Here is a 25936-nt window from a genome sequence, read left to right as displayed (position 1 = left end):
CCGTGGTCCGCGGTTCGTGGGGGAATGTGGAATTATTGACCTTGACTTTATCATTCCCATCCAACCGGAAACGATATAAAACCCAGCCACCCCCACTCGATTAAACCATTTCCAACTCCCTCGGTTTCGATTCAGTCGCAGGCATGAGAGTAGTTCGGGACTGGGCCAAATCTTTTTCCCGTTCTACAATCATCTCTTGAAAACGAGCCGCTGCTTGCTCTGTCAGGGGAATTTGAACGTCCCCGGTGTGAACGTTAGCCTTAAACACGGTGCGCTTGGACTCATTTCTGACAAAGCAATCCCCGTTCGGCTGCACGTAAGCCGTCCATTGGTTGTCGCCAAACTTGAAGTGTTGGGTACTATCGGAAGGAAGGTGCGATCGCCGTTGCTTGTATGTTTCCGACACGACGCTAAAGAGCGTGTCTTGCAGAGAAAGCCGCCAGTTTTCAGCTTTAGCGTTAGTGGTGTCGCCCTTTCCGTTATTAACTGCCGTTTCTGGTTTTGAAGCAGGTTCTTGTTGGAATTTTGGCGGTTGGTACGTGCTACTGTTTTGAGCGATTCCGTTTGGGCGGATCGCTGAGCGAATCGCGTTTCCCGCAGGCTTCGCCAAATCAGAAGTCTGAGATACTTCAGGTGAATCGATCGATGGCAATTGAGTTTCAGGCAACCGAATCGATTCGCGATCGACTTTCAGCATAACCGACCTGCCGCCTTTGTCGGGGGAAAGCGTCGCCTCAAAAGTGGTTCCAGGGGGAAATTTAGGACTTTCAGGGGAAAATGTTCCCAAGTTTTTCCCGTCCAACTGGATAATGGGAGTGCCTTGAAATCGGTAATATTTCTCGTGAGTGGGAGGTAAGTTTATCGTTCCCACTTGCAGAGTTACTTTCCGATCCTTCCATTTTGACTTGGAGAAATCTTCCTCTGAGTAATCGTTATCGGGATGTTTGACATTGACTACTTCTATTTGATTTACCCGATAATTTGACAAAGCATCGGAGATTTCATCCATGAATAATTTGTAGACAAGTGCGCCTCTACCTGCTTTATCTTGAGACTCAATCCACCGACAATCGACGGGAGGGACGATGAGGAGTCTGGTTTCATTACCGGAGTAGTTTGTTACCTTCAAAGAGTCGGTGTCGATATGGTCGTTGGAATTATCTCCATATTTGCCATCTAGTTTCGCCACCATGCTCTGGGGTAAGTTTTTGAAGGCGAATTCAACTAACGGCAATTCGGGATGAGCAGTAGCTTCATATTCAATCCCTTTGCTATCGAGTGCGTCTTTCCATTGGTTAGGAAGGTCAATGGTTCTGCCGTCTTTAGTTTTCACTTTCTGGAAAGGAACTTGCAGGACGTAGACATCTCGCGGTAAGGCTTCGTGGACCAATTCGTAGTCTTCTTGTAGGGAAAAGGTAATTTCCAAATCCTCTGCTACCTTCTGGCAAATTGTCCGGTGTTTGCTCAGGTTATCGGAAGTGTGGGTAGCTTGGAATAAGGCATGAGCAGCCCTGGTTTTTCTTTCAGGAGTATCCCAAATTTCGTCAATCTCCGCTCGATAACTGTCATAAAGTTTGCCCATTTCCTCTTTTCGAGCTTTGATATCGCTGCCAGTGCGATCGTAGATAATACTTTTGTCCTCTTGAAAGCGCTGCACCAGGTCTTTCGCCCATTGTAATTCGTTTTCTTCCCAATGCAGGTCATTTTCTTTGCTGTGTCGGTACTGGATTCCTCTCTCTACTAAGGCATTTTTGTACTCATAGGAAACGTGCAATTCCTTCCCTTCTTTTTCATACTCAATGCCTGCTGCATCCAGTTGCTGGCGATTGTCTTTCGGCACGATTAAATGAGCCGGAATTGGGGGAAGAATGTGCTGAAATTCATCTCGGTTGCGGTGGATGAGCCGCGTCTGTTCCCAATAAGGGTTAACGGCTTCTTTGGCTAGGACGTAAACAGCATTGGGAAAGTCGGCGGGCATGGGAAATTGTTTGTACAGTCGATCGTCTCCTTTGTACTGGAAAAAGTAAGTGCAGCTTTTGTGTTTCTCGCACCATTCATCTACTTTTTCTAGTAAAGTGTCGGGATTTAGATTTGTTTTCTCTTTCACTTCTTTGGCATCTTTACCCCGCAGCGAGTTTTTTTGGTAGTCAACTTCGTACTGTTCCATGATGCTGAGAGCAGCGATAAATCGCTTTTGCTGCTTGAGAAATAGCTTTTCATCTTCGCCGGGGTTGGGGAGTGCTGCTGCTACTTTGCCAATGGCTAAGGCGACGATTCCGACTTCATTTTGAGAGCTGGCAACTCCAATTTGTTCTAGGGTAGTAAATTTGCGCTGACCTGCTTTAACTTTACCTTCTCTGACTTCGGGGTCGTTTTCTCGATACCGAGCTTTAGTATAGGGAACTTTCTCCGCTTGTACCACTTCTCCGAAGTCAAATAATCCGTCTTGTGCTGGTAAGATTTGTTGGGCAATTTGAGGGATTTTTCGAGATTCGATGCCAAACGGTTCGTCACCGTCAAAGTCTCCTTGATGGAACTTTTCTAAGTCTTTGGGATTGAACCAAATTACCCCTTTGATTTTCGACATGACAGCACGGGTTTCCTCTGGAATATTTTCCAGGTTTTTTGCGTGTACATTTTGATATATCCTCAGACCATCTTTGTTGAGAATTGGGAATCGACCTTGAACGCATTCTCCTTCTTCTAAATGGTTAGCGCAAACCGTGCCTTTGGGTAAATCTTCGCAGGGTAGAGCCATTGCAGAAGTCATTGATAAAGCTCCCCTGGTTGCCAGATTTCGCCATTTGGATGCCAGCCACCTTTCTGCCATATTGGTGAATTCGGGACTGCCTATCATCAGTCCAAATTTATCGGCTTTGAGCATCTGGATGTCCTGTCTTTCCCGCTTTTTATCCTCGGTACTTTCCTCGCTGTCACCGTTAATTTCGTCGTCAATTGTAGTTGATAGTTTTTCCTGCTGTTCTTTGAGTTTTTTTTCATTCAAACGCGCTAAAAATGCTTCGCGCTTGTCATGATCTTCAATCATCGCTTGGCGCAATTTCATGGGGTCGCGTTGCAGTGCTGCCAGTCTTTGGGCTTCGGCTTTAGTTGTTGGTACTAAGTCTTGCCTTTGGGCTTCTTCGTCGAACCAAACTCCAGTAGACTGCCAGCTTGTTTGGGTGATGCCGATTTGACTGTTTTTGCGGTTTCCAAGGATGGCTTTTGGTAATTCGTAATCGCCACAAGGAATGAGTTCTTTGAGTTGTTTTTTATTGATGCCTTTGATGCTGGAACGGTCTAAAATAAGTTGAGGTTTGTTACCTTCAGAGTCGGCTACTGAGCCGAGTAAATTGTCATCGGGACGGAGGGTTCCTTTAGCCAAAAAGCTGACTTGGGGTGAGGATTCTGTATTTTCTGAATTCCAACTGCGTAGCCAAGCGAAACGGAATTGGCTGGCTCGATTTTTCTCGCCGCCGATGCTTTTGAGTAATTCGGAACTGATTGCACCGTGACAGTCTCCGGTTCGATATTTAGCATATTGGGGGTCGGTGAAATCAACAATTTTTACTCGCAGGTTGTCGCATTCTGATACGCCGGACATACAAGTGCTGACTAGGAGGGAACCGTAGCGACAGGCGGTGTCTTTTTCGGTTACGAATAAGTCTCCTATCTTTTTGGCTAGGGTTTCGTCGCCAAAATAATAGCTGTTTCCAGATTGAAATATCATGCGTCGCTTGATGCCGTCTTCTGGGTCATGGATGCTGGCGCGTAATTGGCTAGGATCTGGATTGGATTTGTCAAGTTTGACAATCATTAATGTCTTCAGTTCCTCTGGTTGAAACATTGCTTGCAAAATCGAGTGCCGCAGGATTTCTGGGTTGTTGAAAAATTTTCCTACATTTCGACCTTTGGCATCAGTGTAAGCGGCATCAAAAACGGGAATCTTGAGTCCTTGTTCGGTAACAACTGTGGCGACCATGAGTTGATTTCTCCCTAGAAACGAGGTGTTATAATAGGAATTGTTGAAACAGTTGGTAAGGCAGGTAAGAAAAGTCTATCTAAGCCTTAACAGGTTGAAACTCGGTCAAGTGTTGACCGTTGGAAGTGTTTTTGAGGTGATTGAAATGGAACTAAAGGTTGATACAATTGTTAATCCGGCTCTGTTTGAAGATGAAGATACTGAGCTGGTGGAATTGACGATCGCTCCTGAAGATGAGGATAAATACCCATTCGTGCGTCCCAGCAGTGCTCCTGCGGATTTGATGGACAGACCGGGGAGGGTTATTGAAGAATGGGAGAATATGGACTTCGACGAGCGAATTCAGGCTGACCCTACATATATCGATAGGGTCTAGGCGTAGGGGGACACATAGCAGAGGCATGGGGTGTTTGGTCCGATGGGGCGGCGGTAGCCGCCCTGATATGGCCTCTTGGTTTGGCTATGCCCAATGGAAAATTTTCCATTGGGCGAGCGGTTGGGGTGGGAATGTTGACGACTGTTACCCGTCCTTGCACCCTCCTAGCGATCCACCAGATTTGATGGATAGGCCGGGGAAGGTTATTGTAGAATGGGAGAATATGAACTTTGATGAGCGAATTCAGGCTGACCCTAGTTACATAGAAAGGGTTTATTTATGGGTTTGATTTAAGCAATCTGTCTTCAATTGCTCAATTGTTTGCTACTGGTGTATTAGTGCCAATCACATAAGGCCTTACTTTTATTTCTTAGTTTAAAGTACAGTGTCTTAATTTCAGCGAAGATAGAATAGAAGAAAAATTTTGGAATTAAAAGCATGTCAGACGATTCATCTCAAATTTGGATTGTGACTGAAGTAGAGACCACTGAAAGTGTTGAAATTCTCCAAGGACAGCGGAGTAGCGATGATACTGGGGGTGGTTTTGGTCAGCGAGTGAAAGAACAAATAAAGACGACCGTCCAGCAGCGAGTTCCATTGGATGCAGCGGCTCTAAAAGTTCAAATGAATGGACTGCTGAAGGTCTTAGGTGATATTTCAACTGAGGCTAACCAACAAAATGGACTACAACTAGATGAAGTCGAACTATCCGTTGAAATCAATGGTGAAGGGCAGGTAAGCATCCTAGGCAATAGCGGAAAATTGGGGAACAAAGGGGCAATTAAGCTTAAGTTCAAGCGAACTACTACAAACAGTTGAAATGGGACAAAACTGGGCAATTACGATCGGTATCAATGGTTATCGCAACTTGCAATCACTCAACTACGCCAAATTTGATGCCGAGGCAATGCAAGTATTTTTCCGGCAAGAACTCAATATCCAGACTGTTTATCACTTTGCTGATGATTCCTTGCCTATAAAGCAAGACTACGGTTCCGATCTGGACTCTCATCCTACTTACACAACTTTAAATCGTTTCTTTCGAGTGCGGTTTGAAGAGTCATTTTTGAAGTCAGGCGATAACTTGTGGTTCTTCTTTGCAGGGCATGGAAAACGTCATAAAGATCGGGACTATCTGATGCCGATAGATGTTGATCCTGGTGATGTTGAGAGTAGTGGCATTTCATTGCAGTACGTTAGTGAACGCCTGCGACGCAGTGGTGCCGATAACGTTGTTATGCTAATTGATGCTTGTCGAAGCGGAAACGGGCAAAGAGATGGTGTGGGCTTTGGGCAAGAAAAGCAGCAAGGTGTCATTAGCTTGTTCTCCTGTAGCCCAGGGGAATCTTCCTATGAGATTAATGAACTACAACATGGATCATTCACCTATGCCCTGTTGGAGGGACTAAAAATTGAAGGAGAAAGCAACTGTGCGACCGTTGAACGGCTCTATCAACGTCTAAGGCAAAGGGTTCCTAGCCTGACCCAACAATACAGAAAGGTTCAGCAAACTCCTTATGGTGTAGTCGAACCACCAACTAAGTACCACCTCATTTTGTTGCCTCGCAAAGCTAATCTTACTGACATCGTGACACTGGAAAACGATGCTCTTCTGGCTGAAGTTCAGCAAAACTTCCAACTTGCAAAACAACTATGGATTCGCGTACTAGCTGTTTCACCAACTAATTCAAAAGCAATTGAAGGGATTGAACGCTTAGCCCGTGTTGTACCTGCCGGATATGGCTCTGGTAAGACTGATGTTCAGCATCCAGTAGGAACTTTCTTTGCAATCCGTCATCAGTCATTTGAACTATTAACAGTTCGTATTTCGGAGGAGTCCTTACCTGCTCATTTTCGGCATTACAAAATTCAACATATCGAGTTTTACCTATCATCTTTCTTCACAAACGGCGTTTGCGACCCCATTAGTGCTGTACAACAGAATAACAATCTCATAAACGATTTTTTAGTGGTATTTCAAGCCAATCCAGAAGCAGTAATTGGTTACTATGGCATTGTTCACATTCCACTTCAGTTCTGTGCTGGTTATGCTGTCTCAACCTGGCCTAGGATTGCGTTATTTGAATTGGATCGCGATGTAAATTGTTGGTATGAGTTGGCTGGTGATGATAGTCCAAAACTTGACCTAAGCGTTAGCAATATCTCACGTCCAGCAAATGCTGTTGCCGTTGCCATTAGAATCGCCATTTCGTTTGACATTACCAAAAATGATGTGGACGATGTAGTGCCTCAGCCCTATGAAGATATACAGATTAAGATAGGTAAGCGACGTATTGACGCGATCACCCATTACAGTCAGGTAAAGGAAGTCTGTAACGCTTTCCGGCAAGTCCTTGATGATTTGCATACCCGCGTTGACAAGTCACTTATTGTGCATATCTTTTATTCTGGACCAGTTAGCCTTGGCTTCAGTCTCGGACGCCGAATCAGCCGAACGATCCATCACCAGGTTATCGTCTACAACTACACATCTCATACAAGTCCACGGTATGCCTGGGGTGTTAAGATTAATAGTGCTGATTCACCTGAATCTAGGGTCATTTCGACTAAGTTGCTCATCCATGATACCTAAGAGTAATTTCACATATTCATGTACGACATCTCTGACGACTTACAAATTTTTTATGACACCCATGTTCGTCTTGGAACAATACGACGACAGCAACTTGCAACTTATCGAGACTTAAATATCACCCGACTAAAAAATGGTTTAAACGATCTTGCTAAAGAAACTGGTCGTCCGCACTCACATCCTTATGACTGGAAGAACCAAGGTGGGTATGCAATGCATACTCTCAACCAAGATCCGAAGGGTGACAATGACTACGATATTGACGTTTCACTAATTTTCCATAAAGATGAGATACCTGAAGACCCGCTTAAAGCACGGCAGCGTGTACGTGATGCGTTATGCAAACGCTGCACTAATTTCACAAAGGAACCAGAATCACGTACTAATGCAGTTACGATTTGGTATGCAGAAGGCTACCATATCGACTTTGCAATCTACCGCACCTATATAGACAACCTCGGTATAAAGCGTATTGAGCATGCCAGCACCGAGTGGAAACGGCGAGATCCAATGGAGGTTAACGACTGGTTTAGTAAATGTGTTGCGACACTAAGCCCGAAGGCCAGTCAAACTCTCGGTTACTATCCTAAAGTTGAAGATGGGCAAATGCGCCGCATTGTGCGATTTCTAAAACGGTTCTGTCGCTCACGAACTTCTTGGAGTCTACCCGGTGGCATGATCGTGTCAGCACTAGTAGCCGAGTCTGGTATTTACACAGCGAACAGCGAGCGCGATGACCTTGCCTTGTACAACACTATGGTGGCATTACGTAATCGACTAAAAGCCTCTTGCCACGTATACAATCCAGTCGATACTTCACAGGAACTGACAGGCAAAACTGAAGTATTAAACCAAGTCACTCGACTTCGGGATCGACTCGATACTGCAATCAGTAAACTTAGCGTGTTATTTGACGAGTCAAAGTGTACGAGAGAGAAGGCGCGTTTTGCTTGGGACTGGATTTTTAATCATGAATTCTGGGCGAAAAAAGAAAGCACTAAAGGTACAATCAAGGCTGAGTTAAGTGCTGTAACAGGATACAGTGTTACAGTTCGCTGCGATCTTGCCAAGCGTGAGAATGGCCCAATTTATGAACAGTACTTGAGTGGAAGCTCTGTTTTACCTAAAGGCGTTGCACTCAAATTTTCAGTCATATCAACAAATGTCCCACCCCTCCCCCTCTACAGCGTGCAATGGATTGTTGATAACGAAGGAGACGAGGCAGGTGAGGCGAAGCAGCTTTACTGGGAAAGCAGTGATAGCGGAACCACAATTTGGACAAGCACTGCCTTTAAAGGTACTCACCGCATGACCTGTCAAATTAAGAAGGAGGGTCGAGTTATGGCGCAGGCGGTACACATTGTAAAGATCACAGCAAGCGGTAATTCTAGGATTTCGGGTAGTTCCAATCGTGGATTTGGCTAAAAAGTTCCTACTAACCTCAAACGAGGTAAGATGTCGCACCCCCTAATCGAAAATTTTCCATTGGATCATTGGTTGGGGTGAGGTCGATGACGGATGCTGAACTCAAGCATTAGATTTTAGTGCCACACAGACCGAATGCTGGGTAATGTAAAGCGATCGCGCCGTCCCACTCTCCAAATCAAAATAGGTCGCAAACCGCTTGAGATTGCCCGCAGCCATCCGGTACAAATAATCCGCCGCCTCAGCCGCCACTCGAACATTCACGCTCTCGCTCTGCACATTCAGCACTGCCATCTCAGCACAAGATAGGTTATTTGTCAACTCTTCAGGTTTCGGTTTCAAAAGGTCAGGAGCCAGGAGCACCGGAGATGGCAGCCTAGCACATCCCAGTACCCCAAAATTATAGAAGTCCGGGTCAGTTTCCAAAGAACTGCCCAGCAAAATTTGTCCCGCTGCTGCATGATTTCCGCAATCGAGATACCACACGCGGGGAATTTCAGAACGGCTGTAAAATTGGTTTAACTCCAGAGCCTGATTAATTGCCGCTCTCCCGGCTGCTGTATCCACGCACCCCACCAGGATGGTCAGTTTGTCGTAGGCGTAGCGGATTAGCTTGGGGTCAAATTCCTGCACGAAAGCCGTCGTGTCAACTCCCCAAGCGATAGAGTATCTCAACGCTAGAGCCTGCGCCTTGGGCAGTCCGATTTCCTTATCGCAGAAAGCTTGCCTGCTGATGTTGGCGAATTCAACTCGATCGGGATCTGCGATCGCAAATTGCACCTTTTTCCCCGACTTACCCAAACTCCGTGCCAGTCGCGCAATGTGATACGACAGCCAGGAACCAGTTCCTCCCGCCCCAATAAGCCAAAAATCTATCGAATCAGCTTGTCTGACAATCAGAGGCGAAGCTTCCAAATAATCATAATTAAACATGGGGTAAATCTCCAAATCTTGTTTACAATTCGATTGGGTCATCTAACAAAGATGGCGCAACAGAACAGGAGTAGAATTTCTCAATCAAATCGTCTTTTTTTCCACCAACTGTGACATCTACAATGAAACTCGGTAATTCAAATATCCAGTCAGCCGGAACGTGCCAGAACTGTCGATAAACTCCCACGCGGCAAATAATTTCAGCGCTCGATTCAGTCACTTTCCCTAAAACTACGAAAATGCGGAAACCCCCTTCATCTGCATCATCTGCACCTGAGAAGAAAGCTGCCATCCGATTGTGCGAATGTACCTCTACAGTGGCGTTAATGTACGAAGAATCTAAACCGTATTCAATTGCTCTACATTTAGCAGAACTTTGCGTTTGCTCTGGAATTACGAGTCGCCATTGTCCTTGTTCCTGATGAATGTGGAAAGTGATTTCTAACGGTGGTTCTGCAAGCGCGGCGATACAACTTTCTTTCCACATTTGGATGAGTATCTGCTGAGGGATTCGTCCGGGAGTTAATCGGACTAAAGGCTCAATCGGTTCTAATCCTCTGATTGACGCGGTAAAAATTTCCACCGGAATTATCACTTCTAACCCCTGTCTAACCGCTCTAACAAAGATGCCATTGCTGCCAATTAAATACTCGAACATACTGCTAGAGTGAAACGGCAGATTGTCTCCGAGTTTGACAATCTTATAATCGACAAATTCTAAGTTGTAGTGATTCTGTTTACGTGGTTCAATCATCAGTTATTGCTGAAACTAATTTGGCAATCGTTTGGTTCGTGCTGACTAAATCTTTAACTGGGTAAGATGAACGTTTACCTGCTTTTTCGAGCTGCAAGCGCACGTCACTGGGTTGCGCCCTAGATTTGCCATCACTCAAATGTCCGTTGAAGGGACTAGAGATGAACAATTCCCAAGCTTTTTTAATAGTATTGGGCGAAGCTACAGGCGGTTTATTATCTCCCCAGCAGATGCGTCCACAGGGTTGATAGGAATGCAAATAGACGTTGGGCAGCGGAACGTGAAAAGCATCTGCTTCCGGGTCAAATTTAGAGCCTTTAATTGCCCAAACCCAGTAATCAGATTTCAACCCCAAGAACACCAATGCTGGTAAACAAACCAAGTGCTTAGATTCCAACAAATTTATTTCGTGTTTCTGAGGTAGCACGAATTTGATTGTCCATTCCCCGGCGCTGCCAGTTCCCCAACGTACTATCCCCGAATCAGGGTTTATCCAACCCGAATCAATGGGTGTATTGGCAAAAGCTGCTCGCAGAGTTGCTGGAGACAGGCATTTGTACTTGGAACTGTCCCCCGATTGATAGTGAAAAATGTAAGTACCGCCCTCAATAAAGAGAAGTTCGGCTTGAATAGTGGACAATTTTCGGGGGGCTACCTCCAGTACCTCTCGAATTATTTCAGATGCAATGTCAGATTCCATAATGCTAAGAGGTGTGAGAAATTGGTGTTAGGCTCAGATTCAATCCAGTCAATCAATTCGCCGGCTTTATCTAGTAGCTGACTAGCTTTTTTCCATTCACTTGCTAGGAATTTAATGTCTTCAATTGTCCAGGGTCTTGATTCAAAATTATGATTCCAGTAACTTTCACAGCAAACACTTTGGTCTAGCCAAATATTTCCTGTTTCTAAGTCAAGGAGTGCTAAGGCTGTAGGCAAATCGCTGATAGGAGGTGCAACGCGACGGGCTAATCTCTTGAGAAGTTTGAAGTTAGTTTTTTCGGGATGTGCAATGTCTTTCAAGCTGTATCCAAACGTACATTCGTACCACGATCTTCCTTCATCGCCTGCTACGGATTCCAACCACCACCGACCTGACTGCGAAAGCGGCAGTAATATCTGCCATCCGCTTCGCAATGCGTCAATTCCTTCTTCATGGTCTTGCCAGTCTACTCCTTTGGGTGAGACAGGAATTTGATAGAGGCGCTCTTCATAAGCGCCCTCTAAAATTATGTCGTCAATCGGAAATAAATGTTCGTTAACTAGCGAAATAAACTCCAATTCCTTCGGACTGTGATTTTCATCTTCCGAATAGAGTTCCGCTTGGCTTTTTTCCCATTCCAAAGGAAACAATTGTTGATAAAGACTGAGTAGCTGATAGGTGTTCAGTTTATCTAACAAATAATCGGTTGCTGATTTAAAATTGATGATTGGTTGGCACTGCTGTAATATTTGCAGAGCGGATTTAGCATTCCAAATTGCAGCCATATTAAAACCCCATTGGAACTGCACCAGCTACAGAGCGACTATTTAACAGTCGTTCCTTGGTTTGCTCAACTGCTCTCACGTCGTCTGTCCCTTTTGAAATAGCTAACTCAATAGCTTTTACCATTTCTTTCATAGTCGTGCTATCGAGTTCGCCAGAAAGCTCTAACCGTTGTAGTTTCCGGCACATAGATAGTGCGGGATTGACTTCTTCTGGTGCATTGATGAGGAATTCTAAAGGAGTCATTTTCATGGTTATTTTACTCCTTTAGAGCCGTTGCGTTTGGCTACTGTAATCAATTCTCCAGGTTTTCTAATGATGTCGGCGTTAGCGCAATCTGGGTAATAAGTTGTGAGCAATTTGCGGAGTTCGTTATCATCATTTGCTATTTCCTCATCAACAGGATGCTGTTGTCCCTCGAAGGAAATTAGAACTTTCTTTTTTGAAGTCATTTTTTTATCCCAAAAGTAGGTATGTTGTTCAAATCCCAAATAAGGTCAGTTGTGTTCCCGTAGTTTTAGACTCTGTAGAAGTTGTAGACGTAGTGGTGCTACTTGCTTCGCTTCCAGATTTCTTTTGGTTAGCGCTTCTTTTCTTTTGGTTGCGAGCATTAGCAATCTGTCGCCGCACTTGGCAATTAGGAAAATCTGCTACAAGTTCCTTCAGCAGTTCTTTGAGAGGTGGCGGTAATTCTCCCAATGATGACTCTCTTATCTTTTCGCTAACTGGAAAGTCTCTGTGACTACTTGCGGAAATAATTACAATTCGTCCGTCTGGATGGCCGTCATCTGGTTTAAATGTCAGGTGCACTTCGACAGTACATTTCTCTAAGATATAAGGTTCTTCTTGATGTTCTGATTGTAAATTGTGGGATTCTTCAGTTTCAGAGACAGCATTTTCTTCATCTTCCTCTGCCCAGTTATCATCATCTATTGATTCTGAATCGCTTGCAGAGGTTGATGATTCAGTAGCGACTGGTTTTTTAACTTTAGCTGGCGAGAGTAGACCTAGATAATGTTTTTTGGCTTGCCAGCGGTCGCGGTCAAATAGCAGTCCAATCTTTTGGAATCTTTCCTCTATTGTTTCTTCATCTTCGGGTTGAATTGTATACTCAATTAACTCTTCGCTCGTTACCGATAAATTAGCAGCCGCGACGGCCTCTTCTGGTGTCAACCATTTCATTTTGGCTATGCTATTTAATAGCTTGTCATACTACTTATGGGCGTTAGCCCCCTTATTGGTATTAATTAAACTTATTCAAAGATCCACTTAATAATAGTAGCGGCTCATCTCCGTAGGCTTCTACTTCCAAGTAATCGGTCATTGCTTCAGCTACAGCGGCTCTTATAGAACCAAGGAGGACGAATAATCGCCCATCTTTTATGGGAAACGATATATCGAGGCGGTTGTCTCCATCCTCAATTAAGATGGCAAGTTTCCCTCGATGAATCCGGTAGGTAATTGTGTCAAATGTTGAAATGTCAAAGGAATGGTTGTTTTTTTTATTCATGGATTAAGCTGTCCTAAATTACTTCAAAAAAAGGGTTTAGCAGATAGCGATATAACAACTATCTGCTGTTAGTTAAACCTCCCACGCTTGTCTGAAGATTTACCCTAGCCGACTCGTGCTTTCATCTTCTTGTTAGAACCATCAACGCTTTTAGCGATCGCCTTTTCTTTTCGCCTACTATTTTGTGTTATAGTTGAATGATTCTCCTGAGTATTTGGTGCAGCAGCACGATTAGAAATTACCTCAGTTGCAGAGGTCAGATTTGATGGTACTATTCCGTATTCAACTCTGAGTTTACGCTCAATTCGAGTGCCATCAACGGGAATGCCTTGTTTCCAATCAGCTACGATTTTGCGTTTGTTGGGTGTAACAACTAGCTTTTCCGTGCGGTACTCTGTTGGCAATTCACAAGGATTGATTAATACTTCGCAACTTGGCGGATTTTCCTTGAGTCGGATGTGACGCGAGATCCCCACAATCTCTGTGGGAATTACTCCCATTGAATGAAATTGTAGCAGGGTTTTATCCAGACTGCTGCGCCAACGTTCCAGTCGTTCAATTGCCTCAGTATGCAGTTCTACTAAATGTTTTAAGCGTGCTTTGACGGCACAAATTTCAGCATCTAGTTGATCTGCTAGTTCGGCTTGCGTGTCAGCAGCAATTTCCTGGTTTGTCTGGTTTTCCCAGATTTCTTTGAGAATAGCCTCCTCTTCTTCGGGAGTTTCAGCAGTTTCCAATTGATTCCAGAGTTCGACTGCTTGTATCGAATATCTGGCTAACAAATCTTTGGCTAAATACATTAGTTACCACCTTCCGCAACAATGAAAATACTCATCAAAAGTTTCAATGTGAGCGAGTATGTCTAGCGTTCCTGGCGTAAGTTCGTCTTCCAAACTATGAGAGTCAATGCTTTCATCGCCTACTTCCAAAATTTCCGTCTCTGGGATAAGTTCTAGGGAGTCGGATTTGAAATCCACTCTTCCCAGCAAAGAAGTATTAGTGTAGGAAATGAGTGTATTTCTTGTGTCGTCATCTTCACATTGTTGTAGGGACACGGTTGTCTAAAACCTCGTCTATGATTTCAAATTCAACAATGCTTAATAGTGCTTTCCATTTCGCGTAGAAGCCCTTAAGCTTTCTACTTTTTTCAAAGCAGGAACCCGCTGCTTGCGAGAAGGAAGTTTTTCTTCAGATACATCTGATAATTCTTCTGAAAAGTTATCTTCGTCGCCTTCAAGATCGTCGTTAGTGAAATCAGCATCGTTATCTTCATCCGCGTCGTCCACTTCGCTTTCGTTTGTCTGGAGTTCTGGCTCTTGCCATGCAGCAGCAGGTGAGGCAGTTGAGGTAGCGATGATGTCATAGCCGAGTTCTAAGATTAGCGATCGCACGACGCTTTCCATCTGCTGTTCCGATAACCCAGGAGTCGTTCTTTTGAGTTCCTGCCGTTTCATTAGCATCCACACTTCCAGAGTTTCTTCTGGTGTTGCAGTCTTCAATGCCAATTTGATTTTTCTAGTCAGTTTTTCCCGCGTGGATTTGAGACGGTCTGTGGCAATTTTTTGTGTATTATTGGGCTGAGTTGTAGGCATAAGTAGTGGCGTAGCAAATTATTATTTTCACCCAAAAAGGTGGGCGTTAGCCCATTTATAAGTCGATGACATCGGAAATTAGGTAGAGGTGTGTATAATTCCTTGGACTGATGGGATACGACGCGCATATTTAGTAAGTTAAAGGCTGAAAATATACATAATTTTAGCTTGTACATCGCCTACAAAAAGCATAATTATGAGCCAAATAAGAGGCTTTTATCCAGTTATTCTTATCCCTGATTCAATTCGTCAGTTCTGCGCGGATAACCCGATACCTATTTTGGAAGAAAGTGCTTCTTCTACAAAAAAAATGCCTTTTCCGCCGCGACCGCCAGTTTCCAATAATTCTCGTTATTCTCTGGTAATTCAACTTTGGATAGCTAGTGTTGCGGTAGTAATGTTGGTTAACTGGCTGTTTGGCATGAGTGTTATGGCTTTCTGGTCATCGCTGACGTGTTCGTCAGTGAGTGTAGTGGCGACTTTTTCCTATCTGCGGTTTGTTGATTTTCAAGTGCGCGATCGCTACAAGCAACGACTGGCTGACTACCAACAACAATTATCCAAATACGAAAGTTATCAATTGTGTCGCTTGCAGCCAAATCGCAAGGAAACTGAGCAATATAATTCTCTGTTGCAGGAGCGATCTAAGCTGCTTAATATTTCTTTAAGAGAAATTATTCAGCAGCCAGCAAGTCAGAGTAAGGGAGGAGTACAGCAAGGGGTAAGTGAAAAGCAATTTTTTATTTACTTATGTCGTTATTTCTCTGGTTTTTATGACTTCTGTATGGGTGGTGAGTTTCCTATACCCGGTACATCTTTTCGTTACACCGCTGACTTTATTTTGGTTCATAAACCGACTGGTTTAGCTATAGATATCGAGATTGATGAACCTTATGATGGGAGAACGGGAAAGCCTCATCATTGTGTGGATAGGAATAAAGATAATCAGCGCAATCAGTTTTTCTTAGAAAGAAATTGGGTGGTGATTCGGTTTTCTGAGTTGCAAGTTGTTAAATATCCTGATGGTTGTTGTAAGGCGATCGCTAGAGTTGTTTCTCAAATTACAGGTGATTATAGAGGATTAGTTCAGTTACAAAATGTTAAAGAGTTACTGCCCCAAAAACAATGGAAAGTTAAGGAAGCTGTTTATATGGCTAAGGCTAAATTTCGTAACTCTTACATAAGAAATAATTTTTGTTAATTAAGGAATTATACTAAAATTTTCAATAAATTTATAGGCTTGCTAAATGCGGGTTGTTTTCACGAATTTTTTGTAACTTAGCTCCCTCAAGTTTAATAGCTGCGGTTCGATCCAACCAAGAGTAAAGATTAGCTGCCAAAGAAGCATTAAGGCTAAACGGTTTAGAATTAAAGCCCGCTCTCATACCTCGACGAATTTCAGGTAGGGTCAGTCCTTGTTCGAGCAGAAAAGGAAGAATATCAATTAATTCTTGAAAAGCGTTCTGTGGCTGAAAGCTGTTATCTGGATCAGCTTTAAGGGTGAATCTGCGACGACGCTTAAAAGGATGTTGCCAAGCCCAACGATAGTGATCCAGATATGCTTCATCAGTATCAATAGTAGCATCGGTACGATCTATAGTATTAGCATTTTTCCAGTAAGTTTTTTCCTTTATAATAAATACCAAATCACAATAAAGGTTATTAAAATTTGGAAAAGTATCGCCACTGACCCAAAAATTGATATTATTTACTATGGAAGACATTTGTGTAATGTGACAATAGGAATGCAGGAATTTACAATTCCAAATGTATGGATCTTGATTGCCAACAATAGAATCGTGATAAACTACGATGCTATCGAATACTGATTTAGTACGAGATGGATGGTAGATAAGATAACCGTTCAAAATACGACCTCAATAGTAATTATAAAATACAATTATATAATTAAAAGTATATCCTATGAAATAAAAAATCTGTTAATAGATTGTTTGAGGTTAAGTAAAAAAATATTCTCATAAAAAGCTAAGAGGATATTTCAAAAGCTAAAGAAAGCTATATTTAACTGCTGATGAAAGGAGGGAAGCAAAACCCTGCGATGTGAGCCAATATATTGACATACTCGATCGGGCTGGCACTCTGTTCACCATAATTTTTTAATATCCTCTAAGCAAACCTATTAATTAAGAGTGCAATCCCAACTTGTCAGCCCTCGTCTTTTGAGTTCTGCAACCATCAAAGGATGTCCCTCTAAATTCGGGTTACTTTTGACGATCGCTACTGCCATCTCACGAGCTAAATTCAGCAAACCCTCATCATCCAGTATATTTGCCAGAGCAAATTCGGAAATTCCCGACTGGCGATAGCCCAGCACAACACCTGGCCCACGCAGTCGCAAATCCATTTCGGAAATAAAGAACCCGTTGCTAGATTTTTCCAATACCTCAAGACGTGCCTTAGCTTCTGTTGCTTTACTGGTATTTAACAGAAGACAATAGGAACGGTGGGAACCCCGACCGACGCGACCTCTTAACTGGTGCAGTTGAGCCAAGCCAAAGCGATCGGCATGGTCGATTAAAATAACTGTAGCATTTGGAACATCCACGCCCACTTCAACCACAGTGGTGGAAACGAGTATCTGGGTTTTGTTGTCGCGGAATGATTTGAGCGCTTCATCTTTCTCGGCTGATGTCATCCGACCGTGCAGCAATCCTACGCTAAATTCGGGGAAGATTTCTGTTGAGAGTCGATCGTATTCTGCTACCGCTGCTCTTAAATCTAGCTTTTCCGATTCTTCGATCAGGGGAAGGATGATGTACGCTTGACGACCTCGAAGTACCTCAAGGCGGATTAAATCGTATGCTGAAGCGCTTTTATTAAGCACTTTCGTGTGAATTTTCTGACGACCGGGCGGTAACTCGTCAATCTGACTGACATCCAAATCCCCGTGCAAGGTCAGTGCTAAAGTACGCGGAATAGGAGTCGCGGTCATCGTCAGTACATGAGGTCTATTTCCCTTGTTCAGTAAATCCTGCCGCTGTTGCACCCCGAACCTGTGCTGTTCGTCGATGACTACCAGACCGAGTTTGTTGAAGTTGACCTTCTCTTGCAGAAGCGCGTGAGTTCCTACCAATAGTGAAAGTTCACCCGTCTCTAATTGGGCGTGGATTTCTCTGCGCTTGGCGGTTTTGGTAGAACCCGTCAGCAATTGAACAGAAACGCCAAGGCGTTCAAACCACGTCACAATCTTCCTGTGATGCTGTTGGGCTAGCACTTCTGTAGGTGCCATAAGTGCCGCTTGGTAGCCAGACTGGATGGCAGCGAGGATAGCAACGACAGCAACAACTGTTTTACCAGAACCGACATCCCCCTGTACCAGTCGGTTCATGGGCGTTTTGGAAGTCATGTCATTGAGAATGTCGTTAATGACCCTACGTTGAGCGAAGGTAAGCGAGAAGGGAAGTTGAGAGTAAAATTGTTGGATTAGAGGACCAGCAGGAGTTATTTTTGTAAGAGCCGATCGCGCCAAAAGTCGGTGGCGACGCACGAGAAACGATAGCTGAAGATAGAAAAACTCATCAAATACCAGGCGACGGCGGGCAGCTTCCAGTTTTGTTTCGTCTGGGGGCTGGTGGATGTTTGCGATCGCCTTCTGTAATTCCATCAAACTATATTGTCGTCTGAACTCCTGCGGCAGGGGGTCATTTAGCAGCTTGGCAGATTCCAAAGCTGAGGTTACTGCATCTTGGACAATTTCGTTGCTAACTCCCTTTGTCAAAGGATAAATTGGGATAATTGAATTTTTCGTATCCTTGGCTTCGTCTAGACCGATTAATCGGATTTCAGGGGAAGTTAATGTCATTCCGCAATAGCGATCGGCTTTGACTATCCCACATATAGCAACAATGCCTCCAGCAACATAGGTGGCAGCTTGCTCGTTCCTCCACTTTTTTGATTGGTAGTACGGGTGGTTGAAGAAACGCTTGCAGGCTATTTTACCGGTTTTGTCCTTGACAATAATAGTCTGAATTGTTAGCCTAGAATTTTTAGGCGGACTGACTACTTCCTGATGTTCAATCTTACCTACAACCGTGACTGAATCGCCTACTTTCAACTGATAAATTTTTACTCGCCGATACTTGATGTAATCACGGGGAAAGTAGAGCAGTAAGTCTCGTACAGTTGCAAGGCCCAGCCTTTCTAGCATTTTGTAATTGCTTCGGCTTAACCCTGGCAGATCGCAAATGGGTGAATGCAGTTTCATGATGATAGTTGGGAATTTCTCAAATTCAAATTTTTGTTAGCAAGCCATTCATAATGCTGCGCTAGCAGCCACTTCACCAATGGCAAATCGCTGAATTTAGTTGGGAGATACACTGCTTTTAGTCCTTCCATTACTTCTAACAAAGCAGAGTTCCATTCTCGCTGGTTGCACGAAGATTTAGGGCGCAGTCGACAGAAGTAAGTGACGTAGATTCATAATTTTAAGGTGGCGCTTCCACTCTTTCACACTACTGATAATAGAGTCTGAGTCACGGCTTGGACAAGCCGGTTTGGAAAAAGCTCTTTTCCAAATAGCATATTGTTTGGTTTTTAGGTGGGTTGCAGCGACGGTTTTACTGCTCAAACAAGTCGAAAAGGGCGTCGTAAAAATAAGCAATTTGTTTATCGCCCAACTTTAGTCATCGTTTCCTGGCCCCATGAAAGCTGCGTAAAATACTAATAGTGAGCTTTGATTAATCCAAAATTATGCCAAAATTGCGATCGATTGCTTCATCACGATCGTTAAAAGCATTTTCGTTTTCTTGCTCTTGAGATGCTAAGATTGCGTTCCAGCCGGCAAAGCCTGGATTGATTCGCTTTGATTGAGGGAATGTTTCAATAATTTCTTTTGACAGTCGATCGCCGTCTCGATCTCCTTTGAAGCCGACTACTATAGTTTCTACTTCCTTAAGAAAGCCGGTTGGCAGCGAAGAAACCGCATCAATGCTTAAGTATAAAGTCGGCCTCTTATTGAAATCTGGATCTAAGGCAATTACCGACAGGAGTTCTACCGGGTTGCTGGCAATAATGGCTCTTTCAATATTGTTTTGAACCGCTATCCAGAAAACTCCCTTCTCACTGTTGTCGCCTCCTTGATGTGAGCCTTCCTCATGACTGTCAATGGAAAATTTTCCATTGGCGTCTAAGGTGCAGGTTCCTCTGTACTCTCCTGCAAGAGTGCGGAGTTGGAATACAGGGCGGTTCAGGCTGTCTGCGTCTATCCATCCCCTGTCGTGTAGGAGGTCGATTAATTCGACTGGCAGACAAGCATTTTCTATTAAATTGCTTCGTACAGACTCCCAGTTAAGTGAGTCGAACCCCGATGTTTCGCGCTCGTTGGGCGAGTCGGGTTTGCCTACATCTTCTGACTCAGAGATTAGAGAATCTTTGTCGGTTTCTGAGGAAGTCCCTGTGCTGCTTCCTTCTCGCTCTGGTCTGTCAATATTAGAGTAGGTCTGCCAGTATATTGGTGAAGAATTGCTCTCGATGCTGCTGTTCCTCATTTCGCCGCAGTCATCAGCATCACTATCATTGTTCGCGTCGCTATTTGGTTTAGAGTTTTCTGTTTCCAAAATTTCGTTCAATTCTCGCTCTTGCAATGGGGGAATGGCTTCCACATTTATGTCAGTATTAGCAGAGTAAGTGACTCCTCTGTATTTTTGCAGCCCCTTGAAGGTGTAAGCTTTGCCTAAATGAGTGCCGCTAAAAGCAATATTGCCTAATTTGTAGCTAATCCCTAATTCGCCTGCGGGGGTAGGTTCTATTTTTACACTAATGCCTTGTTCAACGAGTCGGTCAATCAAAAGAGCGAGCGCGGGACTGTCAGTGGTTGCTCTATCTAGTGCTGTTTGCAGTTGTTCCCGCGTGCTGATTTCCCCCGTTCTTGCTAACCGTCGGTGTTCGCCAGTCGTGGGAGAACGGCGTTCTTTATCAAAACTGCGGGAAGCTGGTGTCAAGTCATACTTTTCTTCCAATTCTTGAATCAATTTTTCGCTGCGTAGATAGTTCCAGCTATCTGATACGCAAGTTCCTTGCTCATCCAATTTGATACGGCTGGCTGCAATGTGAATGTGGTCGTGGTCGCGGTCGGTATGGCGGATGATAGCAAATAGGTTTTTATCCAGTCCCATTCCTTCTAGATAATCAAGAGCGATCGCCCGCCATTTGGCATCAGGGATATACTCGCCATCCGGCACGCTTAAGGTCGCATGGTAAACTGGTTTTTCAACTCTAGGGTTGAGTTGTTTGGAGAACAGAAACTCAGCAGCTAATTCCTGGACATTTTCTCCTACCATATTTCCTCCAATCAGTGAAGCTCCTTCTTTGGAGAAGAGGTAATTGAGCAATGGGGTAAAAGTTTTACCGATTTTCTGCTTGCCAATCATTATTTACTAAACTTAAAACTTGTGTAGTAAAAAAGTGATGATTTGTGGATGTTTTTATTAAAAGTTTTCGCTAGGAGCTTCTAAATTTTCCTCAATATCGCTTAAATTCATTAGAAGTGGTACGTTCATTTGCTGTTGCTGTACTTGCTTGAGCAGTGCCAAAGTTTGCTCAATCAGATCCTCAAAGTTGGCTGGCTGTGTAATTTTTTCCCCCATCCATAATGCTTGTTCTGTAGCAAGGGCAATCGGTTTGAGGCGGAGGTTAAGTTCGGCTAATTTTTGGCACAAAGCTGGTTGATGTTGTTGTTTAAAAGTGTGGTATCGGAACAGACTGCTGATGCTCACCTGGAGATTTTTAGCCATTGTCTCAGCAAGTTGAAGTTCTTCTGGCGTTAGGTATACGGTTATTCTTTTGATTCGTTTGGATCTCGACATGGCTAGTTTGCTCGCTATTTGGTGTTGGGTAACGAACTTTATCCTTCGGCTGCGATCGGGTAGCGTGCGCGGAGGGCAATCGCGCCTCAGCCACTTGCCACTCGCTTGTTGCCTGGAGGGGCTTTAAGGCATGGCAACTCGATGTCAGTCTTTCCAATGGAAAATTTTCCCTTGCCACTAGGGCTTAGACTCAGGTTTGGCTGAATTCAACAGGCGTGGGAATTTCCAATGGAAAATTTTCCATTGTCACTGTGGCCCAGAGCCAGATTTGGCTGAACTTAACAGGCGTGGGAATTTCCAATAGACATCTGGGAAAATCAATGATGCGTGCTCTTCCACTTTTGCTTGCATACGCGATCGCCCTTGTCTCTACATCTTTTTTCGAGATGTCTGTGTGAAGTACCCGATGCTGATTGCAAGCAATACAGCGCGGGGCTTCCCGTCTAATAGCTAATGGAAAATTTTCCATTGAACAGCGACAGGCTGGCAGCAGCGCTCTCCTCATAGGGGTGCTATCCCGTTAGAGAAAGCAGTTTGCACGCACCTCTGACACAGCTTGCTACCAAAAGCTCTGTCCCAGCCTAAGCCGTGAGTCCGATTTTTGTAGATGCTGGGATTCAGACAACTGGCTGAGGGAGGGGAGGTTTTAGGAGGGGTTAATAAGTAGTAAGTGCGTTTTAATCCTTGAATAGCTGTTGTTTTACAGCCTTCTTTTGAGGTGGCACGCTTGGCTTAGCGTAAGGGTTATTTCTGCACGTCCTTTCCGTACAGGGCTGTTTGTTTACCACTCTTGAAACTTCAATTAGGAAGACCTGCGATATGAGCGAAACTACTATCGACACCATCTGGCCTCAAGCGATCGCGGCCTGCGATTACGGGGGGTCAGCTACCAAAATTCTTTACGCAGGACCAAAGAATCAAATTCGACTGCTGTGCATGGAACCAGAGGTTGTATCTGTACCGCACGAATCAATTTTGGCTTATGGCACAGACCAATTGGGGTCAGCCGAGCCTGAGAATACGGCTTGGGTTGCCTTTAGGAACGATTACAGGGCAGTAGGGTATTTGGCGAAAGAGAGGTTTCACGCCAATGCTGGCCTTTCGGAGCTTAAGTACGAGAGGGCGCTGCACAAAACTCTGGCTGGGATGTGGGCGATTAAGGAAAAGCTGAATTTGCCTGCGAAATTTACGGCGGCGATCGCCGTGTTGTTGCCACCGGGGGAATATGAAGACCGGGGGAGGTTCGAGCGGGTGCTGCGGGAAGCTTTAGCAGATTACCAAACTCCTACAGGTCAGATGAGCGTGGAATTGTTGGCGTTTAACTGCAAGCCAGAGGGGGGTGGCATTTACCTGATGCACAACAAGAAAGTCGGCTCTGTTTTGAAAGAGCGGGTGTGCGCGATCGCCATGATTGGCTACCGTAATGCTAGCCTCCTGGTGGTGCAACGGGGGGATGTTAGACCGGGAAAAACGAGCGATTTGGGCTTCATCCGCATGGTGGAGAGGGTGGTAGCTAGGACTTCAGGGCAGACTGCGGAGCGATTGACTCCGGCGATCGCAGCAGCGGGATCTGAGTTCAAGGCAGCTCCTTTAATGCGGTTGGCTCGCAGCACGACTAAGCAAGGGCGGGCTGAAGAAGTGCAGCAGATGATAGCAGCAATCAAAGAGGCACGGCCTGAATATGCGCGGAGTCTCACCAGTTGGTTGGATGAGAATTTGCCGCCGGATTGTGATGAGTTGGTGTTCTGCGGTGGGACGGCTGATTATCTCGGTAAGGAGTTAAACGAACATTACGATCGCTTTCCGATTATTTGGAATGCCGAAATTGCTATGCCACCTATTTTGGAAAAGAAAGGGTTTGAAAATCGGCTCAATGATGTCTATGGGATGTTTTCGTATTTCAAGGCAAATTTGAAAAAGCAGTTCAATTCTCAGGTCACAGAATCCGCTGTTTGTGGGTCAAAAGGTTCCGTTTTACAGGAGATAGTTGGTCGTGGCTAAGGAAAAAGAAAGGGTTGATTTTTTGTGGCGCTATCAGCCTTTAAAATCTACTCATGATGGAGTTTTGATGTCCTATATTAAAGGCAATTTATTGCTGCCTTCGAGAGAAATGATTCTCCAATCTCTGCGACCTTACTGGCTGCCGCTAGCATATCTGGAAAAAGAGAATATCGATCCAGTTATTTTAGGGCGGTTATTTAGAAATGCCGTCTATGCTCTGGAAAAGCACGCTCTCTATTTGCGCGAGCGAGGCGGGATTGAATATCCTCCTACTAATATAGGGGGAATGCCTATTTCCAAAATACCATTTTCGCGAGAAGTACCTGCTGGCATTGAGGAGGCAGACCGTTCTCTGCTTTACGGTGTGGAAAGCTTGACGCCTCCTAACCATTCCACCCGTAGCGGATTGACGGCGGATGACTTCTTTGAATTAGAGGGTGGCGAGGATTTCGATGATTCAGGATTCGCATGAATGAGCTTCAATTATTGAGCGGAATTTGACTCTAATTACCTTTGCAAATACAGGGATGATAGTCATTGTGTTGTATTTGCGAATTTAGTTAAAGATTAGGCACATTTTCTTGCTGGTTGGGCAGTTATTAGCTATCCATACAAAGCAGAAATAAGTGTATTTTTGTTAGGAAATCAACCTGAAATAGGACAGTTCGACATGGCAAGTAGAAGTAGAAACTCGAAATATCAAGTGCAACTAACCGATTCTGTGGTTAAACAGGTAGATGAAGGAGGAGATTCCGGTATGGATACAGCGATAGAAAACTCGAATGGTTTCAAAGAGTGCGGGTTAGAGAAGGTTGAAAAACCGGCTACTAAAATTCATCTGATTGATGGAGAGAAAGGCGGGGTTGGCAAGAGCTTATTTGCTAGGGTTTTGATTCAGTATTTCTTGGACAATAATTTCCCATTTTTTGCCGTAGATACCGATCGCTCTAATCCTGATGTATCTCGAATCTATGAGAGCGTATGCCGTGAAGCTCTGTTTAGCGAGGACGAGAAGAAGTTTTACGAAGCGGATCGGATTTTTGAATTGGCGTTTGAAAAGAGCGTAATTGTCAATTTACCGGCTCAGGTTTATCCTTTGGTAACTAAGTGGATGGGAAGAAACAATTTAATTGAGTTGGGGAAGCAGTCTCGCATTAGTTTTTGCAAGTGGTTTATTTGCACGGGGGGCTACGATAGCGTGCAGCTTTTTTTGAAGTCAGTTAAGCATTTTGACAATAAGATTGCTCACGTTCTCGTCCGCAATTTAGGATTGGAGGATGATTGGAGTTCTGTGGAAGAGATGGAGGAGGTGCAGAATGCGATAAAAAAGTATGAGGTCAAGGTGATTGATTTTCCTAAGTTTTATTCGCGGGAAAGGAATGCGATCGATGCTCGGGGGATAACTTTTGATTTGGCAAGGAATAGTCAGGAACTCGGTGTGTTGGGCCGGCAGCGCATTAAGTCGTTTATGTTGTCAGCTTATGAGGCGTTTGAAACTACGGGGATGTTGCCGTGAGTTATGGTGCTGTTGATACTAAATCTTTGCTTGATATTGCTTTAGAGGGGCAATCTGAGGAGTACAGGCGCAAAGTTTTGGAATTGGCTTTTAAGGGGAAAATTGAGCCAACTGACCCGATTTTTCTGATTTTGTTGGCTGCTGGCCGATTGGAAGTGCTGATTCAAGAGAGTCCAAAACCAGAGGATTTTGAGTTAGCGTTCGATCGGTGGGTGGGGCGGATTAACAAGACTTTGGCGAGTTACGAACGGGTGGCGGTTGAGAAGCAAGAGGGGAAAATTGCTGAAGCAGTCAATTCTCTGGTGCGTCAGACGGAATTGACTCGGTGGAGGACATCCGCTCTTGCTTTGATACCGGCTGCGGGTATCCTGTTGGTAGCGTTGGGTGTCGGTGCTTTGATAGGGTGGATGGGTTTACTTTGGTCGCAGAGGGGATTTGCACCGGGGGAAGCAGTTTCTTTAACTCAGGAGCAGGCGGAGGCTTTGCGGTGGGCGACTAGCGGTGAGGGGAAGTTTGCTCGGAATTTGATGAAGTGGAATTCGGATAGTCTGACTAATTTAGAATGTAAAAAAGATGTCAAGCGTTTGGGGGTGACTTTGGAAGTGGCGGGAAGGCCAGCTATTTCGGGATTCTGTACAATTTGGGTAGAATCGCCAGAGTATCGTAAATTTAAGGATTGAACACTGGTGTGACTTTACCCAGAAGTTAGCTAACTTTTCCAAGTTCTACTGATGATTATTTCGTTCATCTTGCTGCTGACGTGTATAGTATTTCTTCCTGTAATTACCATTTTACTGCTAGTTTGGTATGCTTCAAGTTTTAAAGCTCGTGAAAAAGATCGTTTGAGGCGTTGCTGATTCACGGTATGAATCAACTTTTGGCTTGAAGTTACAAAACTCACCCTACTTGGCTTATAGCCCTTCCGAAATCTTGAATTCATACCTGTATTT

At 44.3% G+C, this 25936-nt stretch carries 26 protein-coding genes; 9 read left to right on the top strand and 17 right to left on the bottom strand.

Annotated elements, in window-relative coordinates; translation table 11 throughout:
- Positions 1-100: 100 nt before the first annotated feature.
- The gene (locus tag QUB39_RS09240; protein WP_333260875.1) at positions 101-3979 is read right to left on the bottom strand and encodes a hypothetical protein; all 3879 of its coding nucleotides are present in this window, start codon (positions 3977-3979) and stop codon (positions 101-103) included.
- A 145-nt stretch (positions 3980-4124) separates the two neighbouring features.
- Between QUB39_RS09240 and QUB39_RS09235 the strand changes: the two genes are divergently transcribed.
- The 4 genes from QUB39_RS09235 to QUB39_RS09220 all read left to right on the top strand — a co-directional run bounded on the left by QUB39_RS09235 (position 4125) and on the right by QUB39_RS09220 (position 8373).
- Positions 4125-4355 (top strand): hypothetical protein, encoded by a 231-nt coding sequence (locus QUB39_RS09235; protein ID WP_015211745.1) that lies wholly within the window; start codon positions 4125-4127, stop codon positions 4353-4355.
- A 438-nt stretch (positions 4356-4793) separates the two neighbouring features.
- Positions 4794-5174, top strand: a complete 381-nt coding sequence (locus QUB39_RS09230) for a Pepco domain-containing protein (RefSeq protein WP_015211747.1) — start codon at positions 4794-4796, stop codon at positions 5172-5174.
- Between the two features lies 1 nt (position 5175).
- Entirely contained in the window at positions 5176-6948 is a 1773-nt protein-coding gene (locus QUB39_RS09225; protein ID WP_333260878.1) for an SAVED domain-containing protein, read from the top strand.
- Positions 6949-6966: 18 nt separating this feature from the next.
- On the top strand, positions 6967-8373 hold the full coding sequence (locus QUB39_RS09220; protein ID WP_015211749.1) for a nucleotide-binding domain-containing protein: 1407 nt from the start codon (positions 6967-6969) through the stop codon (positions 8371-8373).
- Positions 8374-8475: 102 nt separating this feature from the next.
- On the opposite strand, the gene QUB39_RS09215 is transcribed toward QUB39_RS09220, so the two are convergent.
- The 11 genes from QUB39_RS09215 to QUB39_RS09165 form a co-directional block, all read right to left on the bottom strand.
- A complete protein-coding gene (locus tag QUB39_RS09215; RefSeq protein ID WP_333224247.1) occupies positions 8476-9306 on the bottom strand; it encodes a ThiF family adenylyltransferase in 831 nt (276 codons plus the stop codon).
- Between the two features lie 22 nt (positions 9307-9328).
- Entirely contained in the window at positions 9329-10060 is a 732-nt protein-coding gene (locus QUB39_RS09210; protein WP_333224248.1) for a hypothetical protein, read from the bottom strand.
- Entirely contained in the window at positions 10053-10760 is a 708-nt protein-coding gene (locus QUB39_RS09205) for a hypothetical protein (protein WP_333260881.1), read from the bottom strand. The genes QUB39_RS09210 and QUB39_RS09205 overlap by 8 nt, the downstream gene beginning before the upstream one ends.
- Positions 10733-11545, bottom strand: a complete 813-nt coding sequence (locus QUB39_RS09200; RefSeq protein ID WP_333260884.1) for a hypothetical protein — start codon at positions 11543-11545, stop codon at positions 10733-10735. The genes QUB39_RS09205 and QUB39_RS09200 overlap by 28 nt, the downstream gene beginning before the upstream one ends.
- A gap of 1 nt (position 11546) precedes the next feature.
- Positions 11547-11795: a hypothetical protein gene (locus tag QUB39_RS09195; RefSeq protein ID WP_333260887.1), complete on the bottom strand. Its 249-nt coding sequence runs from the start codon at positions 11793-11795 to the stop codon at positions 11547-11549.
- A 2-nt stretch (positions 11796-11797) separates the two neighbouring features.
- On the bottom strand, positions 11798-11995 hold the full coding sequence (locus QUB39_RS09190) for a hypothetical protein (protein WP_015211755.1): 198 nt from the start codon (positions 11993-11995) through the stop codon (positions 11798-11800).
- 28 nt (positions 11996-12023) lie between these two features.
- A complete protein-coding gene (locus tag QUB39_RS09185; RefSeq protein WP_333260890.1) occupies positions 12024-12725 on the bottom strand; it encodes a hypothetical protein in 702 nt (233 codons plus the stop codon).
- 61 nt (positions 12726-12786) lie between these two features.
- A complete protein-coding gene (locus QUB39_RS09180) occupies positions 12787-13053 on the bottom strand; it encodes a hypothetical protein (protein ID WP_333260893.1) in 267 nt (88 codons plus the stop codon).
- 104 nt (positions 13054-13157) lie between these two features.
- The gene (locus tag QUB39_RS09175) at positions 13158-13853 is read right to left on the bottom strand and encodes a siphovirus Gp157 family protein (protein ID WP_333260895.1); all 696 of its coding nucleotides are present in this window, start codon (positions 13851-13853) and stop codon (positions 13158-13160) included.
- Positions 13854-13856: 3 nt separating this feature from the next.
- A complete protein-coding gene (locus QUB39_RS09170; protein ID WP_333260898.1) occupies positions 13857-14108 on the bottom strand; it encodes a hypothetical protein in 252 nt (83 codons plus the stop codon).
- 42 nt (positions 14109-14150) lie between these two features.
- Positions 14151-14645 (bottom strand): hypothetical protein, encoded by a 495-nt coding sequence (locus QUB39_RS09165; protein ID WP_333260901.1) that lies wholly within the window; start codon positions 14643-14645, stop codon positions 14151-14153.
- A gap of 196 nt (positions 14646-14841) precedes the next feature.
- Here QUB39_RS09165 and QUB39_RS09160 point away from each other — a divergent pair, with 196 nt between their 5' ends.
- Positions 14842-15846 (top strand): hypothetical protein, encoded by a 1005-nt coding sequence (locus QUB39_RS09160; RefSeq protein ID WP_333260904.1) that lies wholly within the window; start codon positions 14842-14844, stop codon positions 15844-15846.
- A gap of 31 nt (positions 15847-15877) precedes the next feature.
- Here the strand turns inward: QUB39_RS09160 and QUB39_RS09155 are convergent, their stop codons facing one another.
- The 5 genes from QUB39_RS09155 to QUB39_RS09135 all read right to left on the bottom strand — a co-directional run bounded on the left by QUB39_RS09155 (position 15878) and on the right by QUB39_RS09135 (position 21938).
- Entirely contained in the window at positions 15878-16369 is a 492-nt protein-coding gene (locus QUB39_RS09155; RefSeq protein ID WP_223300929.1) for a hypothetical protein, read from the bottom strand.
- A 416-nt stretch (positions 16370-16785) separates the two neighbouring features.
- Positions 16786-18870, bottom strand: a complete 2085-nt coding sequence (gene recG, locus QUB39_RS09150; protein ID WP_333260908.1) for an ATP-dependent DNA helicase RecG — start codon at positions 18868-18870, stop codon at positions 16786-16788.
- 472 nt (positions 18871-19342) lie between these two features.
- Complete coding sequence (locus QUB39_RS09145; protein WP_015211764.1) at positions 19343-21034, bottom strand: relaxase/mobilization nuclease domain-containing protein; 1692 nt, start codon at positions 21032-21034, stop codon at positions 19343-19345.
- Between the two features lie 57 nt (positions 21035-21091).
- Positions 21092-21469: a hypothetical protein gene (locus QUB39_RS09140; protein WP_333176512.1), complete on the bottom strand. Its 378-nt coding sequence runs from the start codon at positions 21467-21469 to the stop codon at positions 21092-21094.
- A gap of 190 nt (positions 21470-21659) precedes the next feature.
- A complete protein-coding gene (locus tag QUB39_RS09135; RefSeq protein ID WP_150111731.1) occupies positions 21660-21938 on the bottom strand; it encodes a hypothetical protein in 279 nt (92 codons plus the stop codon).
- A 350-nt stretch (positions 21939-22288) separates the two neighbouring features.
- Between QUB39_RS09135 and QUB39_RS09130 the strand changes: the two genes are divergently transcribed.
- The 4 genes from QUB39_RS09130 to QUB39_RS09115 all read left to right on the top strand — a co-directional run bounded on the left by QUB39_RS09130 (position 22289) and on the right by QUB39_RS09115 (position 25666).
- Entirely contained in the window at positions 22289-23470 is a 1182-nt protein-coding gene (locus QUB39_RS09130; RefSeq protein WP_333260913.1) for a ParM/StbA family protein, read from the top strand.
- Positions 23463-23942, top strand: a complete 480-nt coding sequence (locus tag QUB39_RS09125; RefSeq protein ID WP_015211768.1) for a hypothetical protein — start codon at positions 23463-23465, stop codon at positions 23940-23942. The genes QUB39_RS09130 and QUB39_RS09125 overlap by 8 nt, the downstream gene beginning before the upstream one ends.
- Before the next feature lie 231 nt (positions 23943-24173).
- A complete protein-coding gene (locus QUB39_RS09120; RefSeq protein WP_333260916.1) occupies positions 24174-24986 on the top strand; it encodes a mobilization protein in 813 nt (270 codons plus the stop codon).
- The gene (locus QUB39_RS09115) at positions 24983-25666 is read left to right on the top strand and encodes a DUF6753 family protein (protein ID WP_333260919.1); all 684 of its coding nucleotides are present in this window, start codon (positions 24983-24985) and stop codon (positions 25664-25666) included. Before QUB39_RS09120 ends, QUB39_RS09115 begins: the two co-directional genes overlap by 4 nt.
- Positions 25667-25936 lie beyond the last annotated feature (270 nt).

It is taken from the genome of Microcoleus sp. AT8-B5, assembly GCF_036705565.1.
In the GTDB taxonomy this organism is placed as follows: Bacteria; Cyanobacteriota; Cyanobacteriia; order Cyanobacteriales; family Microcoleaceae; genus Microcoleus.
Note: the sequence above shows the minus strand (reverse complement) of the source record. Positions and strands in the feature narration are given on the sequence as shown.

Excerpts from the sequence above, each read along its gene's own strand:
- QUB39_RS09145 (WP_015211764.1), bottom strand. The coding sequence starts at position 21,034 with ATGATTGGCAAGCAGAAAATCGGTAAAACTTTTACCCCATTGCTCAAT.
- QUB39_RS09210 (WP_333224248.1), bottom strand. The coding sequence starts at position 10,060 with ATGATTGAACCACGTAAACAGAATCACTACAACTTAGAATTTGTCGAT.
- QUB39_RS09190 (WP_015211755.1), bottom strand. The coding sequence starts at position 11,995 with ATGACTTCAAAAAAGAAAGTTCTAATTTCCTTCGAGGGACAACAGCAT.
- QUB39_RS09130 (WP_333260913.1), top strand. The coding sequence starts at position 22,289 with ATGAGCGAAACTACTATCGACACCATCTGGCCTCAAGCGATCGCGGCC.
- QUB39_RS09195 (WP_333260887.1), bottom strand. The coding sequence starts at position 11,795 with ATGAAAATGACTCCTTTAGAATTCCTCATCAATGCACCAGAAGAAGTC.
- QUB39_RS09140 (WP_333176512.1), bottom strand. The coding sequence starts at position 21,469 with ATGTCGAGATCCAAACGAATCAAAAGAATAACCGTATACCTAACGCCA.
- QUB39_RS09175 (WP_333260895.1), bottom strand. The coding sequence starts at position 13,853 with ATGTATTTAGCCAAAGATTTGTTAGCCAGATATTCGATACAAGCAGTC.
- QUB39_RS09135 (WP_150111731.1), bottom strand. The coding sequence starts at position 21,938 with ATGGAAAATTTTCCATTAGCTATTAGACGGGAAGCCCCGCGCTGTATT.
- QUB39_RS09220 (WP_015211749.1), top strand. The coding sequence starts at position 6,967 with ATGTACGACATCTCTGACGACTTACAAATTTTTTATGACACCCATGTT.
- QUB39_RS09200 (WP_333260884.1), bottom strand. The coding sequence starts at position 11,545 with ATGGCTGCAATTTGGAATGCTAAATCCGCTCTGCAAATATTACAGCAG.
- QUB39_RS09235 (WP_015211745.1), top strand. The coding sequence starts at position 4,125 with ATGGAACTAAAGGTTGATACAATTGTTAATCCGGCTCTGTTTGAAGAT.
- QUB39_RS09225 (WP_333260878.1), top strand. The coding sequence starts at position 5,176 with ATGGGACAAAACTGGGCAATTACGATCGGTATCAATGGTTATCGCAAC.
- recG (WP_333260908.1), bottom strand. The coding sequence starts at position 18,870 with ATGAAACTGCATTCACCCATTTGCGATCTGCCAGGGTTAAGCCGAAGC.
- QUB39_RS09240 (WP_333260875.1), bottom strand. The coding sequence starts at position 3,979 with ATGGTCGCCACAGTTGTTACCGAACAAGGACTCAAGATTCCCGTTTTT.
- QUB39_RS09215 (WP_333224247.1), bottom strand. The coding sequence starts at position 9,306 with ATGTTTAATTATGATTATTTGGAAGCTTCGCCTCTGATTGTCAGACAA.
- QUB39_RS09160 (WP_333260904.1), top strand. The coding sequence starts at position 14,842 with ATGAGCCAAATAAGAGGCTTTTATCCAGTTATTCTTATCCCTGATTCA.
- QUB39_RS09185 (WP_333260890.1), bottom strand. The coding sequence starts at position 12,725 with ATGAAATGGTTGACACCAGAAGAGGCCGTCGCGGCTGCTAATTTATCG.
- QUB39_RS09180 (WP_333260893.1), bottom strand. The coding sequence starts at position 13,053 with ATGAATAAAAAAAACAACCATTCCTTTGACATTTCAACATTTGACACA.
- QUB39_RS09205 (WP_333260881.1), bottom strand. The coding sequence starts at position 10,760 with ATGGAATCTGACATTGCATCTGAAATAATTCGAGAGGTACTGGAGGTA.
- QUB39_RS09155 (WP_223300929.1), bottom strand. The coding sequence starts at position 16,369 with ATGTCTTCCATAGTAAATAATATCAATTTTTGGGTCAGTGGCGATACT.
- QUB39_RS09165 (WP_333260901.1), bottom strand. The coding sequence starts at position 14,645 with ATGCCTACAACTCAGCCCAATAATACACAAAAAATTGCCACAGACCGT.
- QUB39_RS09230 (WP_015211747.1), top strand. The coding sequence starts at position 4,794 with ATGTCAGACGATTCATCTCAAATTTGGATTGTGACTGAAGTAGAGACC.